The sequence below is a fragment of the Micromonospora parva genome (assembly GCF_040649675.1).
GTDB lineage: Bacteria > Actinomycetota > Actinomycetes > Mycobacteriales > Micromonosporaceae > Micromonospora > Micromonospora parva.
Map to the genome: position 1 here is coordinate 18,664 of NZ_JBEZFX010000017.1, position 14,576 is coordinate 33,239.

At 71.3% G+C, this 14,576-nt stretch carries 12 protein-coding genes; 10 read left to right on the plus strand and 2 right to left on the minus strand.

The window, feature by feature from the left end:
- Positions 1–62: 62 nt before the first annotated feature.
- From AB0C03_RS30305 to AB0C03_RS30350, 10 genes are all read left to right on the plus strand, one after another.
- Positions 63–2,057 (plus strand): TIGR03960 family B12-binding radical SAM protein, encoded by a 1,995-nt coding sequence (locus AB0C03_RS30305; protein WP_030336569.1) that lies wholly within the window; start codon positions 63–65, stop codon positions 2,055–2,057.
- Between the two features lie 248 nt (positions 2,058–2,305).
- Positions 2,306–2,746, plus strand: coding sequence for a hypothetical protein (locus AB0C03_RS30310; protein ID WP_030336567.1), 441 nt, complete (start codon positions 2,306–2,308; stop codon positions 2,744–2,746).
- Between the two features lie 10 nt (positions 2,747–2,756).
- Complete coding sequence (locus AB0C03_RS30315) at positions 2,757–4,250, plus strand: WXG100 family type VII secretion target (RefSeq protein ID WP_357640595.1); 1,494 nt, start codon at positions 2,757–2,759, stop codon at positions 4,248–4,250.
- Positions 4,251–4,260: 10 nt separating this feature from the next.
- Entirely contained in the window at positions 4,261–5,679 is a 1,419-nt protein-coding gene (gene mycP, locus AB0C03_RS30320; RefSeq protein WP_210858160.1) for a type VII secretion-associated serine protease mycosin, read from the plus strand.
- Positions 5,680–5,836: 157 nt separating this feature from the next.
- Positions 5,837–6,649 carry a TIGR03936 family radical SAM-associated protein gene (locus tag AB0C03_RS30325; RefSeq protein WP_081884033.1) on the plus strand — a complete coding sequence of 271 codons (813 nt, stop codon included), beginning with the start codon at positions 5,837–5,839 and terminating at the stop codon, positions 6,647–6,649.
- 131 nt (positions 6,650–6,780) lie between these two features.
- Positions 6,781–9,927, plus strand: a complete 3,147-nt coding sequence (locus AB0C03_RS30330) for an Rne/Rng family ribonuclease (RefSeq protein ID WP_357640599.1) — start codon at positions 6,781–6,783, stop codon at positions 9,925–9,927.
- Positions 9,928–10,506: 579 nt separating this feature from the next.
- Entirely contained in the window at positions 10,507–10,821 is a 315-nt protein-coding gene (gene rplU / locus AB0C03_RS30335; protein ID WP_007464063.1) for a 50S ribosomal protein L21, read from the plus strand.
- A gap of 11 nt (positions 10,822–10,832) precedes the next feature.
- On the plus strand, positions 10,833–11,087 hold the full coding sequence (gene rpmA / locus AB0C03_RS30340) for a 50S ribosomal protein L27 (protein WP_007464062.1): 255 nt from the start codon (positions 10,833–10,835) through the stop codon (positions 11,085–11,087).
- Positions 11,088–11,183: 96 nt separating this feature from the next.
- Positions 11,184–12,653, plus strand: coding sequence for a GTPase ObgE (gene obgE, locus AB0C03_RS30345; protein WP_030336558.1), 1,470 nt, complete (start codon positions 11,184–11,186; stop codon positions 12,651–12,653).
- Between the two features lie 70 nt (positions 12,654–12,723).
- Complete coding sequence (locus AB0C03_RS30350; protein ID WP_030336557.1) at positions 12,724–13,173, plus strand: GNAT family N-acetyltransferase; 450 nt, start codon at positions 12,724–12,726, stop codon at positions 13,171–13,173.
- Between the two features lie 16 nt (positions 13,174–13,189).
- Here AB0C03_RS30350 and AB0C03_RS30355 read toward each other — a convergent pair whose 3' ends face one another.
- Both AB0C03_RS30355 and AB0C03_RS30360 read right to left on the minus strand, forming a co-directional pair.
- Positions 13,190–13,849 (minus strand): DUF6766 family protein, encoded by a 660-nt coding sequence (locus tag AB0C03_RS30355; RefSeq protein ID WP_030336555.1) that lies wholly within the window; start codon positions 13,847–13,849, stop codon positions 13,190–13,192.
- 64 nt (positions 13,850–13,913) lie between these two features.
- A complete protein-coding gene (locus AB0C03_RS30360; protein ID WP_030336554.1) occupies positions 13,914–14,405 on the minus strand; it encodes a DUF4383 domain-containing protein in 492 nt (163 codons plus the stop codon).
- Positions 14,406–14,576 lie beyond the last annotated feature (171 nt).

Sequence of the window (14,576 nt, forward strand, 5' to 3'; positions counted from 1 at the left end):
CCACCACCGCCGATCGGGCGTGCGCGCGATCCGCGCCGGGCGAACGCGTACCCTTGGGCATCATGAGTGCCCCGTCCACGACGCCGCGCGCGGCCGCGACCAATTCCGTGTGGTCCCAGCTCGAGCCGCTGCTGCCCCAGGTCTCCAAGCCCATCCAGTACGTCGGTGGCGAGTTGGGTGCGGTCACGAAGGACTGGGACGCCGCCACCGTGCGCTGGGCGCTGATGTATCCCGACGCGTACGAGGTGGGCCTGCCCAACCAGGGCGTGCAGATCCTCTACGAGGTGCTCAACGAACTGCCCGACACCCTCGCCGAGCGGACGTACGCGGTCTGGCCGGACCTGGAGACGCTGATGCGCACGCACGGCGTGCCGCAGTTCACCGTCGACGCGCACCGGTCGGTGCGCGGCTTCGACGTGTTCGGCATCTCCTTCTCCACCGAGCTGGGCTACACCAACATGCTCACCGCGATCGACCTGGCCGGCATCCCGATGCTGTCCGCCGACCGCACCGACGCCGACCCGGTGATCGTGGCCGGTGGGCACGCCGCGTTCAACCCGGAGCCGATCGCCGACTTCATCGACGCCGCGGTGCTCGGCGACGGTGAGGAGGCGGTCCTGGAGATCACCGCGATCGTCCGGGAGTGGAAGGCCGAGGGCTCCCCGGGTGGCCGCGACGAGCTGCTGCTGCGGCTGGCCCGCACCGAGAGCGTCTACGTGCCGCGCTTCTACGACGTCGACTACCTGCCCGACGGCCGGATCCAGCGGGTCGTGCCGAACCGGGCGGACGTGCCGTTCCGGGTGCACAAGCGCACGACGATGGACCTGGACGCCTGGCCGTACCCGAAGAAGCCCCTCGTGCCGCTGGCCGAGACGGTGCACGAGCGGTACGCGGTGGAGATCTTCCGGGGCTGCACCCGGGGTTGCCGGTTCTGCCAGGCCGGGATGATCACCCGGCCGGTGCGGGAGCGGTCGATCACCACGGTCGGGCAGATGGTCCGCGAGGGTCTGGAGTTCTCCGGCTTCTCCGAGGTCGGCCTGCTGTCGCTCTCCTCGGCGGACCACTCCGAGATCGGCGACATGTGCTCCGGCCTCGCCCAGCAGTACGAGGGCACGAACGTCTCGCTGTCGCTGCCGTCGACCCGGGTGGACGCCTTCAACATCGACCTCGCGCAGGAGCTGTCCCGCAATGGTCGGCGTACCGGCCTGACCTTCGCCCCGGAGGGCGGGTCGGAGCGGATCCGCAAGGTCATCAACAAGATGGTGTCGAAGGAAGACCTGATCCGGACAGTCGTCACCGCGTACACCAACGGCTGGCGACAGGTGAAGCTCTACTTCATGTGCGGCCTGCCCACCGAGACCGACGAGGACGTCCTCGAGATCGCGGAGATGGCCCACGAGGTGATCAGGGCCGGCCGCGCCGCGACCGGCTCCAAGGACATCCGCTGCACGGTCTCGATCGGCGGGTTCGTGCCGAAGCCGCACACCCCGTTCCAGTGGGCGGCGATGGACCGTCCGGAGGTCATCGACCACCGGCTCAAGATCCTCAAGCAGGCCATCAACGCGGACCGCTCGCTGGGCCGGGCCATTGGCTACCGCTACCACGACGGCGAGCCGTCCCTCATCGAAGGGCTGCTCTCCAGAGGTGACCGCCGGGTCGGCTCGGTCATCCGCAAGGTCTGGGAGAACGGCGGCCGGTTCGACGGGTGGAGCGAGCACTTCTCGTACCAGCGGTGGGTGGACGCGGCGGCCGAGACGCTGCCCGCGTACGGGGTGGACCTCGACTGGTTCACCACCCGTCAGCGCGACGAGCTGGAGGTCCTGCCCTGGGACCACCTCGACTCGGGCCTGGACAAGGACTGGCTCTGGCAGGACTGGCAGGACTCGGTGAGCGGGTTCGAGCAGGACGACTGCCGGTGGACGCCCTGCTTCGACTGCGGCGTCTGCCCGTCGATGGACACCGAGATCCAGATCGGCCCCACCGGCAAGAAGCTGCTGCCGCTCACGCCGCTGGGCGGCAACGGCATGAAGGTTCCGTCGGGCCACTCGCACCCCTGACCAGGCTGCCGCCGGCTGGCGGCGCCCGACCACCCTCCACATCCGACATGTTTTCCAACGGGCCCACGTCTCGCGGGCCCGTTGGCGTTGTCAGGGCCTCGCCGCGCTGTCGCCCGCACCGGACCCACCGGGATCGGCCGTCATCTGTACCACGTGGTGGTGGCTGGGGCTGCCCCGCCTAGGTCAGACTCGATACGCTGCGTCTGACATGGACCGACCCGGCGGGTCGGGGACGGGGGAGGAATCGCATGGGGAGCATCCCGCCGCCGAGCATCGGCGATCTGCACGTCAGCGTCGAGGACCTGGACGCCGCCGCAGCGTACGTCGAGCGGCTCAGGCAGTACGTCGACGACACCATCAAATACGAGATGGAACGCATCAAGACGCGGATGAAGGGCGACAGCAACAACGCCCAGACCGTCCCGAACGGCACCCCGTTCGGCGCGTACGAGGACGCCGTCATGCAGTGGCGGGCCCTGGAGACCTCCACTGCGAACATGGAAGCGCACCTCACGACGCTCTCCCAGAAGCTCGCCGCGCTGAAGGAGGGCACCGAGGAGATCGCCAAGGCGTTCCGCGACACCGAGGCGCGTAACGGCGCCAACGGCAAGGAGATCGAGCGGCTGCTGGAGTCGGCGTCGCCGCCGCCCACTGCCAGCGGCGCACCCACCTACCCGTACACGGCCTGAGGGGGACGTCATGGCTGGAGGAACCTGGGAGCGGTGCGTCCGCGAGGTGACGCTCTCCGCGGACCCGGAAACGGTCGGTTCGGTCGGAGCGGGCTGGAGCAATCTCTCCAGCGGCCTGCAACAGCTGCGCGACGCGCTCGTCGGTCGGTCGTTCGTCGGCCCGGTCGCGACAGGTCAGGAACGCCCCAACGTCGGCGGTCTGCCCGGGATGCTCGCCGGTTGGAAGGGCAGCGGTGGCGACGCGTACCGCGAGCACCTGGGCAAGATCGGCAAGCAGATCGAGGATCTGATCACCGACGCGACGAACGTCAGTGGCGCGTTGACGCGGATCGAGGGCGACATCCGCAAGTCGGTCTCCACGATCCCGATCCCGCTGATGGACGACTTCGGCTTCAACGAGTGGAGCCTGCCCAACGGCACCGAGCTCGACGACGCCCGCGACGGCGAGAGTTCGTCGGGGTTCCTCGCCGCCCTGCGTCAGGACTACCAGAACAATCCCGCCTCGTACGCCGACGGCGCGTTCCGGGACAAGGCCGACGACCTGGAAGCGACGATGAAGGTCGACGGTCAGGCCGGTGACCAGAAGCGGGGCGGCTGGTGGGACACCAAGTCCCACCTGGACAACTGGTACCGGGACAACCAGCAGGCGGCGAACACCGCGATGGCGCCGCTGCCCCAGGCGGTCTACACGGAGCGTCCCAAGCTGACAGTGGTCCCGCCGACAGGCATCGGTGATCCTCCGCGTGACGACGAGAACGACATCAGGCGTGACACCCGGATTCCGCCAACCGGGCGACCCGACATCGGTGGTGGGGATTTCGGCGGGAAGCCCGATATCGGTGGTGGCCCCACCATCGGCAGCAGGCCGCCGGGCATCGGCGAAACGGGCGGCCCGACGTCCACCGTCGGCCCGTTCTCCCCGACCACGCCGGGCGGGATCGGCGAGGGCTCACCCACCGGCGGCACCGGTCAGCTCACCTCCCCGTCGACCGGTTCCAGCTACCCGGGCAGCGACGCTGGCTACAGCAGCGGTCTGGCCGGCGCCAGTCCGAGCGGCGTCAGCGGCCTGGGCGGTGGCATCGGTGGCGGCGGGGTCGGCAGCGCCGGCCTCGGTGGCGCCGGCGGCGGGTTCGGTGGCGGCGGTGCCGGCGGCGGGTCGGCCGGCGGGATCGGTGCCGGTGGTGGCATCGGCGCGGGCGGTGGCATCGGCGTGGGCGGCATCCCCGGCATGGTGGGTGGCGGCAACGGAAAGCTGCCGCCGATGACGAGCGCCGCGAACGCGCTGCGCGCTGCCGCTGCCGCTGGCCCTGGTGGTGCCGGGATGGCGGGCGGCGCGCGTGGTGCGGGCATCGGCGGCGCCGGAATGATGGGCGGCGGCATGATGGGCGGCGCGGGCGGCGCCGGACACGGCGGTGGCGGCGGCTCCGAGCACTCGTCGTGGTTGACTGAGGACGACGATCCGTGGGGCCCCGGTGACGGGGCGTCCCCGGGCGTCCTTCGGTGAGGATGGACGGATGAGGGTGAACGTCGGAAGCCTCCGGCCGGTAGTCGCCTGTCTGTTGGCGGGGTTCCTGGTGGCGGGGGTCGCCCAGCCGGCGGCCGCCGCGCCTCGGCGGGCCGAGCAGTGGTATCTGGACGAGCTGCGGATCGACCAGGTGCACAAGGTCTCGACCGGGCGGGGCGTGGTCGTGGCCGTGCTCGACAGTGGCGTCGAGGCCAGCCACCCCGACCTGCGTGGCCAGGTGCTTGCGGGTGGTCGCAGCTACGGCGCGGCCGGCGACGGCCGGGCCGACGAGGACGGGCACGGCACGCACATCGCCGGCATCATCGCGGCGAAGGGTGGCTCCGACGGTGTGGACGGCATCGCTCCCGGCGCGAAGGTCCTGCCCATCAAGCTGCGCAAGGGCACCGGGAGCAACAGCGAGGCCGCGGTCGCCCTCGGCATCCGGATGGCCGTCGACGGCGGCGCCAAGGTGATCAACATGTCCTTCGGTGGCCCGGGCATGGCCAGCCCTCAGGAGGCGAGCGCGATCAAGTACGCGCTGGACCATGACGTCGTCGTGGTCGGCTCCGCCGGCAACACCGCCAACGGCAGAAACACAGTGAGCAGCCCGGCGAATACCCCGGGCGTGATCGCGGTGACCGGGACGACAAAGGGTGGCAAGTTCTGGTCCGGCTCCGTCCGGGGGCCGGAGGCGGTGGTCGCCGCTCCGGGCGACAGCGTCTACAACATCACCAACGAGGCGGGCTACGGCTGGGGCGACGGGACCTCCGATTCCAGCGCGATCGTCTCCGGCCTGGCCGCGCTGATCCGGGCGAAGTACCCGGACCTCAGCGCTCCGAGCGTGATCAACCGGATCATCCGGACCGCCCGGGACGCCGGCCCGTCCGGACGGGATCCGCAGTACGGCTTCGGGGTGATCGACCCGATGAAGGCGCTGACCGCCAACGTGCCGCCGGTCACCAGCAACCCGCTGCTCGGTCCGGCCGCCGCGACCGATCCGGACCCGGCCGGCACCGGCGGCCCGGCCCGTACCGGGGGTGCGGACGAGGAGTTCGACGTCACCCAGCACGGTGACCGCGGTGGTCCGACCGACCAGCAGGTGATGGTGGTGGGCATCGGCATCGCCGTGGTGCTGGTGTTGCTGCTGGGGCTGGCGGTGTTCCTCATCTGGAACCGGCGGCGCTACCGGCGGGAGGCGGCCCGAGCAGCCCAGATCCCGGACGAGGTGCTCGACCGGGTGACCCCTGGCGCACCTCCGTCGCCGGACGCGTACTACGGCCAGCCCTCCGGCTACGCACCTCCTCCCGGCTACCCGCCGCCACCCGGCCACGGCCAGCCCTCCGGCTACGCACCTCCTCCCGGCTACGGCCCGCCGTCCGGTTACGGCCCGCCGGGCGGGCCACCGCCGGTCCCGCCGACAGAGCGGTAACCGGTCCCGATCGTGATGGCCGGCTGGTGACCTCCGGGTCACCGGCCGGCCATCGGCATTCGCACCGGGTGGTCGCGCCCCTGCTGACCGGTTTGCACCCGTCTGCCGGGGCCATTCGGCTGCCCCGGCTGCGTACCGCCACGGGCTCTGCGCCAGGATGGGCGGACACGCAGGTACACCCGAGGAGCCCACGATCGCCAAGAAGCCTCAACCCGAGGGCGGCCAGGCACCGGTCGTCCAGCGCGTCCGCATCCGGTACGCCAAGCGCGGGCCGCTGCGATTCACCTCGCACCGGGACTTCGCCCGGGCGTTCGAGCGCGCGCTACGCCGGGCCGCCGTGCCGGTCGCCTTCTCGCAGGGTTTCCACCCGCACCCGAAGATCTCCTACGCCAGCGCCGCGCCCACCGGGGTGGCCAGCGAGGCGGAGTACCTGGAGATCGCCCTGCAGGCCGCTGTCGACCCGGAGGCGCTGCGCGCCGCGTTGGACGCCGCGCTCTCGCCGGGGCTGGACGTCCTGGACGCTGTGATCGCCGAGGGCGGCAACCTGCCGGAGCGGATCGAGGCGTCGCGCTGGTACATCGAGTTGCCCGAGGTCGACCCGGCGGTGCTGCGCGCCGCCGTGGACGCCTTCGTCGCGGCCGAGGAGGTGCTGGTCGAGCGGATGACCAAGCAGGGGCGACGTACTTTCGACGCCCGCGCCGCCGTGATATCGATCGATGTCCAACTACCTACGCCGACGCCTTCCGGGGCACCGGCCGTACCGTGTGCGATACTCGAACTGGTCGTGCGGCAGGTCACCCCGTCCGTACGGCCCGATGACGTCCTTTCCGGCCTCCGCGTGGTGGCCGACCTGGAGCCGCCGGTTTCGCCGAGGGTGACCCGGCTGGCTCAGGGCACGTTGACCGCGCAGGGTGCGATCGTGGATCCGTTGGATGCGGACCGCGACGGGGCAGCCATCGTTGGGCACTGACCGACGGTCCGTGCTCTGGCAGGCAGACTTCGGCGGTCGCGCACCACGCGCGCCCGGCGGAAACACTTTTGCGGCGACCCTGCGTGGCAGCGCTCACCCGCGCCCGGGGTAGCCAGAACTGGAGAACGTCCATGCTCGAGAACGAGCCCGAGGGCGGCGAACGGACCGGTTCACAGCCGGCCGGCGAGACCGCCGACCAGAGCAGCACTGCCGACGGCGCCGCTGTCGCGCCCCCCACCACCGAGGTCGGTTCGGCCTCGGTGGAACCAGCCGGCGCCCAGAGCGCTCCCGAGGCCGCCGAGCCGGCCGCGCCGGTGCGGCGCACCCGGGCGACCCGTCGCCGGGCCGCCCCGCTCAACCAGCCGGAGCAGACCGACGCCCCGGTCGAGGCGTCCACCGGTGGTGCCGGCAGTGCCGAAGCACCGCAGGCGGAGGTCTTCGCACCGATCTCCGGCGACCAGGACGTCGCTCCGAAGACCCCCCGGCGTCGCCGCAAGGCCACCGCCGTCGAGACGACCGCTGAGGAGCCGCTGGTCGCCGCCTCCGCGGAGGCGGCCTCGGCCGAGGTGGTTCCGCCGGTCAAGGTGACCCGTACCCGGCGCAAGAAGGCCACGCCCGCCGCCGTCGAGGAGCCGCCCGCCACCGAGCAGCCGGCCGCCGCCGTCGAGGAGCCGGCCGTCGAAGAGCCGGCCGTCGAAGAGCCGGTCGTCGAAGAGCCGGTCGTCGAAGAGCCGGTCGTCGAGGAGCCGGCGGAGTCCGACCTGCGCGAGGCCGAGGCCGAGTTGACCGACTCCCCGGCCCTCCCGAGCACGTCCGCCGCCGAGCTGGCCTGGAGCAGTGGCCCGCAGGAGCGCGCCGGCGACGTGGCACCGGGCGTGGCCGTGTCCGGTGTGACGGACGAGCCGAACGAGCCCGCCGAGATCGAGCCGGAGCAGCCGCGTACCCGTCGTCGGCGGGCTGCGCTCTCCGCGCCCACAGTGCTGTTCATGGCACCCCAGCCGGACGCGGTGCCGGTGACCCGACCGGTGGAGCCCGCCGCGGCGGCCGAGGAGCCGGCCGTCGAGGAAGCTGCCGAGCCGTCCCGTCGCCGTCGACGTGGCCGCCGCGAGGTCGAGCCGGTGGAGCCGATCGAGGCGATCGAGGCCGAAGAGGAGCCGACCGAGGAGGCCGACGAGGCCACCGAGGCGGATGAGGACGACGAGGACAGCGCCGCCGCGCGCCGTCGCCGCCGGCGTGGTCGTCGGGGTCGCGGCCGGGGCAAGGGCGGGGCCGACGACGCCGAGGACGAGGAGTCCGAGGAGGCGGCACAGACCGACGAGGAAGAGACCGCCGAGGCCGAGACCGAGGGTGACGAGGACGAGGAGTCCGAGGGCGGGGACGGCCTGACCCGTCGTCGCCGTCGTCGCCGCCGTCGTGGCGCCGGTGACACCGAGGGCGCCGCGGACGACGGCGTGCCCACCGTGGTGAAGATCCGCGAGCCGCGCCGCACCGTCGACGAGGTGCAGGGTGTGTCCGGCTCGACCCGGCTGGAGGCCAAGCGCCAGCGCCGCCGCGACGGCCGGGAGCAGCGCCGTACCCGCCCGCCGATCCTCAGCGAGTCGGAGTTCCTGGCGCGCCGGGAGGCCGTCGACCGGGTGATGGCGGTCCGCCAGCGCGGTGACCGTACCCAGATCGCCGTTCTGGAGGACGGGGTGCTGGTCGAGCACTACGTCACCCGCAACTCTTCCGCGACCATGGCCGGCAACGTGTACCTCGGCAAGGTGCAGAACGTGCTGCCGAGCATGGAGGCCGCGTTCGTCGACGTCGGCCGGGGCCGCAACGCGGTGCTGTACGCCGGTGAGGTCAACTGGGACACCTCCGGGCTGGAGGGGCGGGCCCGCTCGATCGAGCAGGCGCTGCGCTCCGGCGACTCGGTGCTGGTCCAGGTCACCAAGGACCCGATCGGGCACAAGGGCGCACGGCTGACCAGCCACATCGCGCTCTCGGGTCGGCACCTGGTCTACGTACCCAACGGCAACGCCTCCGGGATCAGCCGCAAGCTGCCGGACAACGAGCGTAAGCGGCTGCGGGACGTGCTCAAGAAGCTGGTCCCGGACGGCGCGGGCGTGATCGTCCGGACGGCCGCCGAGGGCGCCACCGAGGACGAGCTGGCCCGTGACGTCAAGCGGCTCCAGGCGCAGTGGGAGGACATCCAGGCCAAGGCCGCCGAGGGTGGTGCTCCGGTGCTGCTCTACGGGGAGCCCGACCTGGTCATCCGGGTGGTCCGGGACCTGTTCAACGAGGACTTCCGCGAGCTGGTGATCGAGGGCGAGCAGTCGTACGACATGGTCGAGTCGTACCTGTCGCACGTTTCTCCTGACCTGGTCGACCGGGTCCGCCGGCACGTCGGCACGAGTGACGTCTTCGCCGAGTACCGGATCGACGAGCAGATCATCAAGGGCCTGGACCGCAAGGTCTTCCTGCCCTCCGGTGGCTCGCTGGTGATCGACCGCACCGAGGCGATGACTGTCGTCGACGTCAACACCGGCAAGTACACCGGCTCCGGGGGCAACCTGGAGGAGACCGTCACCCGCAACAACCTGGAGGCGGCGGAGGAGATCGTCCGTCAGCTCCGGCTGCGCGACATCGGCGGCATCGTGGTGATCGACTTCATCGACATGGTGCTGGAGTCGAACCGTGAGCTGGTGCTGCGTCGGCTCACCGAGTGCCTGGGCCGGGACCGCACCAAGCACCAGGTCACCGAGATCACCTCGCTCGGTCTGGTGCAGATGACCCGGAAGCGGATCGGCGCGGGCCTGCTGGAGGCGTTCAGCGAGACCTGCGAGTGCTGCAAGGGCCGGGGCGTCATCATCCACACCGAGCCGGTGCCGGAGAAGCCGCGCCCCGCCGGTGCGGGAGAGAAGGTCAAGGCGGTCGCCGCGTCGGTGGCTCCCGCTCCGGCGGCCGAGCAGGGCGCCACGTCGTCCCGCCGGCGGGCCCGCAAGAACGCCCCGGCGGCGGCCGAGCGGACCGTGGTCGAGGTCGTCGACACCGATTCCAGCCCTGAACCGGACGCCGACTACCAGGACACCATGGGCTACGACCTGTCCCGCTACGAGTCGGACACCCCGGCCGCGCCGGCGATCTCCGACGCCCAACAGGGCGAGTCGGCTCGGCTGGCCGCGGCGGACGACCCGGACGCGCTCGCTGACGGTGAGGGCGACGAGGAGAGCACCGACGGCGGTGGCGGCCGTCGTCGGTCGCGTCGGGGTGGCGCCCGTCGGCGGACCCGCCCCTGAGCACCTGACCGGCCACGTGCGTTGACAAGGTCCCTCTCCCTGGCACAGTGCCCGGGAGAGGGACCTTGCCGTTGCGGTCAGCTGGCGACACCACCCAGGTTCGCGCCGCCGCGCAGGCGGCCCGCCGGCCCCGCTGCCGTGTGGACCTGCCGGAGCGGGACCCGCCGCTCGCGGCGGTGGGCGCCGGGGACGGCCGTACGACCGAGGGCTGCCCGGCGGCGGGCCGGGGCGGCGCTGGTCGACTGACGGACCGTGCGGCGGGGGCGGTCGGAGTGGGCCGACGATCCGCAGCTCACGACCCTGCTCACCGGAGTCGGGCCGAGGTTCGCGCGCGCGGGGTCGACGTCGGGTCGATCGACGATGGCGAACCCGGCCGGCTTCAGCAGCGCCTCGACCGGCTCTGCGCGCGCTGACCAGGGCGGGCCGGTTTGGGGTCCGGGCCGGCAATGGCGTACTCTTGCCTGCGGCCCACCTTTGGTGTGCCGAGTTCCCGTGTGCCCGCGCCGCCGTGCACTGCTACCCGGCGAGCCGCTGCGGGGACGACCGCCAGCAGCCTCAACGACAGGGAGTCCGCCTCCGATGTACGCGATCGTCAAGACCGGCGGCAAGCAGTACAAGGTCGCCGAGGGCGACGTGATCGAGGTCGAGAAGCTCACCGGTGCCCCCGGTGACGCGGTGAAGCTCACCGCGGTGCTCCTCGTCGACGGTGACGACCTGGTGACCGACGCGGCAAAGCTTGCCGAGGTCGCGGTGTCCGGCGAAATCGCCGCGCACACCAAGGGCCCGAAGATCCGGATCCACAAGTTCAAGAACAAGACCGGCTACCACAAGCGCCAGGGTCACCGCCAGCCGTTGACCCAGGTCAAGGTGACCGGCATCTCCAGCGGGAAGTAGGTCGTCCTCCAATGGCTCACAAAAAGGGTGCGTCCAGCTCGCGTAACGGTCGTGACTCCGCGGCCCAGCGACTCGGCGTGAAGCGCTTCGGTGGTCAGGTTGTCAGCGCCGGTGAGATCATCATCCGGCAGCGTGGCACCAAGTTCCACCCCGGTGACCTGGTCGGCCGTGGCGGCGACGACACGCTGTTCGCGCTGTCCGCCGGTGCGGTCCTGTTCGGCACCAAGCGCGGTCGCAAGACCGTCAGCATCGTTCCGCAGCAGTAGTTCTCGGGCTTAAGCGGGCCGCGGACCTCCGGGTCCCGGCCCGCTTAGCCTTTTTCGCGAAGTGCGGGGGTGGACCTCGCTGGAAGGATTGACGCCGTGGCAACGTTCGTTGACCGGGTCGTTCTGCATCTGCAGGCCGGCGATGGCGGGCACGGTTGTGTCTCGATCCACCGCGAGAAGTTCAAGCCCTTCGGCGGGCCGGACGGCGGCAACGGCGGACACGGCGGCAGCGTGTCCCTGGTGGTCGACCCGCAGGTGACCACGCTGCTCGACTTCCACTTCCACCCGCACGTCAAGGCCGACAACGGCAAGGGCGGTGCCGGCTCGAACCGGGACGGGGCCAACGGCCACAACCTGGTGCTCAAGGTGCCCAACGGCACCGTGGTGCAGACCACCGACGGCACTGTGCTGGCCGACATGGTCGGCGCCGGCACCACCTTCGAGGTCGCGCGCGGCGGGCGCGGCGGGCGCGGCAACGCCTCGCTGGCCAACGCCAAGCGCAAGGCGCCCGGCTTCGCCGAGCTGGGGGAGCCCGGCGACCAACTCGACATCGTGCTGGAGCTGAAGAGCGTCGCCGATGTGGGCCTGGTGGGCTTCCCGTCCGCCGGTAAGTCGTCGCTGATCTCGGTGATCTCCGCCGCGAAGCCGAAGATCGCCGACTACCCGTTCACCACCCTGGTGCCCAACCTCGGTGTGGTCCGGATGGACAACCACACCTTCACCGTCGCTGACGTGCCGGGCCTGATCCCCGGCGCGGCCACCGGCAAGGGCCTGGGCCTGGAGTTCCTGCGGCACATCGAGCGCTGCGCGGTGTTGGTGCACGTCATCGACTCGGCGACGTTGGAGCCGGGCCGTGACCCGGTGGCCGACATCGACGCCATCGAGGCCGAGCTGAGCCAGTACGGCGGCCTGGCCGACCGCCCCCGGCTGGTCGCCGTCAACAAGGTCGACGTGCCGGACGGCCGCGACCTCGCCGAGATCGTGCGTCCCGACCTGGAGGAGCGCGGTTACCGGGTGTTCGAGGTCTCCGCGGCCACCCGGGAAGGGCTCAAGGAGCTGACCTACGCGATGGCCGAGCTGGTAGAGGCAGAGCGCAAGGCCGCGCCGCCCGCCGAGCCGACCCGGATCGTGATCCGCCCGATCGCCGTGGACGACGACGGTTTCACCATCACGGCCGAGGCGGACGGCTCGTTCACCGTGCGCGGTGTCCGCCCGGAACGCTGGGTCAAGCAGACCAACTTCGACAACGACGAGGCGGTCGGCTACCTGGCTGACCGGCTGGCCCGGCTCGGGGTGGAGGACAAGCTGGCCAAGGCCGGCGCGCAGCCCGGTGATCTGGTCCGGATCGGCGTGCGCGAGTTCGACTGGCAGCCGACGCTCTTCGCCGGCGTGGAGTTCGTACCCGGCAACCGGGGCACCGACGTCCGCCTGGAAGAGAAGTCGAACCGGGCCTCCGCCGCGGATCGGCTCGCGGCCCGCAAGGCTCGTCGGGTGCGGTCGGCGGACGAGGTGGGCGCGGACGCGTCCGACGACCCCGACGACGAGGACGAGGACGACGCCGAGTAGTTCGTTGCGCTCCGTGATGGGGTTGATTTCCGGAAACCTTCGCGAAATCGGCGCGTCCTAGCGTGGGGTGATGCTGATCGAGTCCCGGCCTGCCATCGATCCGGAGATCGCCGCCATGGTCACCGCGCAGCAGCGTGAGCTGCGCGAGGCCGATGGCGGGTTGGACGGGCAGGTCTTCATGCCGCACGACGACGTCCGCTACCTGGCGGTGGTGGTGAACGGTCGGGCGGTGGCCTGCGGTGGGCTCCAGGCGCTCGACGCCGAGACCGGCGAGGTCAAGCGGATGTACGTCCGGCCCGCGTACCGGGGGCGGGGGATCGGTCGTCAGTTGCTCGCCGCGTTGGAGGAGTGCGCGTTCCGGCAGGGGCACTCGGTGGTCTGCCTGGAGACGGGCACCTACCTGCCGGCGGCGATCGCGCTGTACACCTCGTGTGGCTACCAGCAGATCCCGGTCTACGGCGAGTACGTGGGCAACCCGTACAGCGTCTGTTTCGCCAAGCGGCTGCCGGTCGCGGCCTGACTGCCGCGTCGCCCCCTCAGGCGCCGGTGCTGGCGTGCGCGACGGTCACCGGCTTCGACTCCGGCGAGGCGTGCTGGCGCAGCACGATGCTCAGCAGGATCAGCGCGCCCACAGCGAGGAACTCGCTCTGCCAGTTCTGCATCGACTGGAACCAGAAGTCGCTGGTGCCGAGGAACTCCCACACCCCGATCGGCGGCGCGCCGCTCTGGAGCGCCTGCTCCTGGTTGTAGGCGGCGGTGCCACCGAGCAGGTGACCGACGAAGGAACCGGCGAAGATCAGCAGCAGCGCGATGGAGAGGCTGTTCCGGTAGACCACCAACGGCAGGCCGCCGACGCGGACCGGCCAGGGTGACTGCGGGGTCGCGCGGCGCTCGTCGTCCTCCGGCCGGTCGGTCTGGTCCACCGGCTTGGACTCGGCCGAGCCCCGCTGCACCAGGTACGCGGTGAGCAGTACGTAGCCGCCCATCTGGAGGAACTCCGACTCCCAGTTCTCGAAGACCGCCTCGGCGAAGTGCCCGCTGGTCAGGTACGCCGGCCAGCTCAGCGGTGCGGCCCCGAACTCGGTCAGCTCCTCGTTGTGGGTCTGCCAGCCGAAGACGCTCTGCAACACGAGGAAGACCAGGAACGCGCCCAGCATGGCGACCGCCAGGGCGTTGTCACGCAGCCAACGAGGCATGATCGCACCTCCTTCGCCGGTCGATTACCCCTGTTTGCCTGGCGGCGAAACAAAGAGCGCCAGGTCAGCGCCGTTCAGCGGGGCTGTCCAGGCGTCCACCGGTGCCCGCCTGGTTCGACAGCAGCAGCCCGAGCGCCAGCATCCCGAAGCCGAGCGCGAGGTGCAGCCAGTTGTCGGCGTCGTTGACCGGCAGGATGTTCGCCCCGCCTTCCGGGTTGACCGCCTCGATGGCCAGGCCGTACAGCCAGAGGGCGAGGTAGATCGCGCCGCCGGCGGCCAGGAACACGCGGGCGCCGGCGATGCTGCGGGCCAGCACCAGGCCAGCCAGCCCGAAGAGCAGGTGCACCGCGTTGTGCAGGATCGACACCTGGAACAGCCCGAGCAGGCGGGCGTCCGAGTGGTGCCCGGCGAACCTCAGCTCGCCGTAGTCGGTGGTGATGCCGGGGATGAAGCCGAGGACACCGATCAGCAGGAAGACCCCGGCCACGACCAGTGCGGCCAGCTGGACGCGGGGTCGGGGACCGGCCGCCCGACCGCCTCGTGCGCCTCGTGCCATCGCTGCCCCCTCCGTGGATCTGTCGGCCTCGCGAACCTCACTGTCCGCAGCGGCGACGTGACGCAGCCCGACGATCCTCCATTTTGAAGTTCATCCGGTGGGCCGCGCAGAGAAATGCACGAAGAGGTATGGAAGCCGAAACGCAGGGTAGGTCAATGGTCAGCGGCGGCA

Coding starts and splice junctions, on each gene's coding strand:
- AB0C03_RS30305 (WP_030336569.1), top strand. CDS start 63: ATGAGTGCCCCGTCCACGACGCCGCGCGCGGCCGCGACCAATTCCGTG.
- AB0C03_RS30310 (WP_030336567.1), top strand. CDS start 2,306: ATGGGGAGCATCCCGCCGCCGAGCATCGGCGATCTGCACGTCAGCGTC.
- AB0C03_RS30315 (WP_357640595.1), top strand. CDS start 2,757: ATGGCTGGAGGAACCTGGGAGCGGTGCGTCCGCGAGGTGACGCTCTCC.
- mycP (WP_210858160.1), top strand. CDS start 4,261: ATGAGGGTGAACGTCGGAAGCCTCCGGCCGGTAGTCGCCTGTCTGTTG.
- AB0C03_RS30325 (WP_081884033.1), top strand. CDS start 5,837: ATGGGCGGACACGCAGGTACACCCGAGGAGCCCACGATCGCCAAGAAG.
- AB0C03_RS30330 (WP_357640599.1), top strand. CDS start 6,781: ATGCTCGAGAACGAGCCCGAGGGCGGCGAACGGACCGGTTCACAGCCG.
- rplU (WP_007464063.1), top strand. CDS start 10,507: ATGTACGCGATCGTCAAGACCGGCGGCAAGCAGTACAAGGTCGCCGAG.
- rpmA (WP_007464062.1), top strand. CDS start 10,833: ATGGCTCACAAAAAGGGTGCGTCCAGCTCGCGTAACGGTCGTGACTCC.
- AB0C03_RS30350 (WP_030336557.1), top strand. CDS start 12,724: ATGCTGATCGAGTCCCGGCCTGCCATCGATCCGGAGATCGCCGCCATG.
- AB0C03_RS30355 (WP_030336555.1), bottom strand. CDS start 13,849: ATGCCTCGTTGGCTGCGTGACAACGCCCTGGCGGTCGCCATGCTGGGC.
- AB0C03_RS30360 (WP_030336554.1), bottom strand. CDS start 14,405: ATGGCACGAGGCGCACGAGGCGGTCGGGCGGCCGGTCCCCGACCCCGC.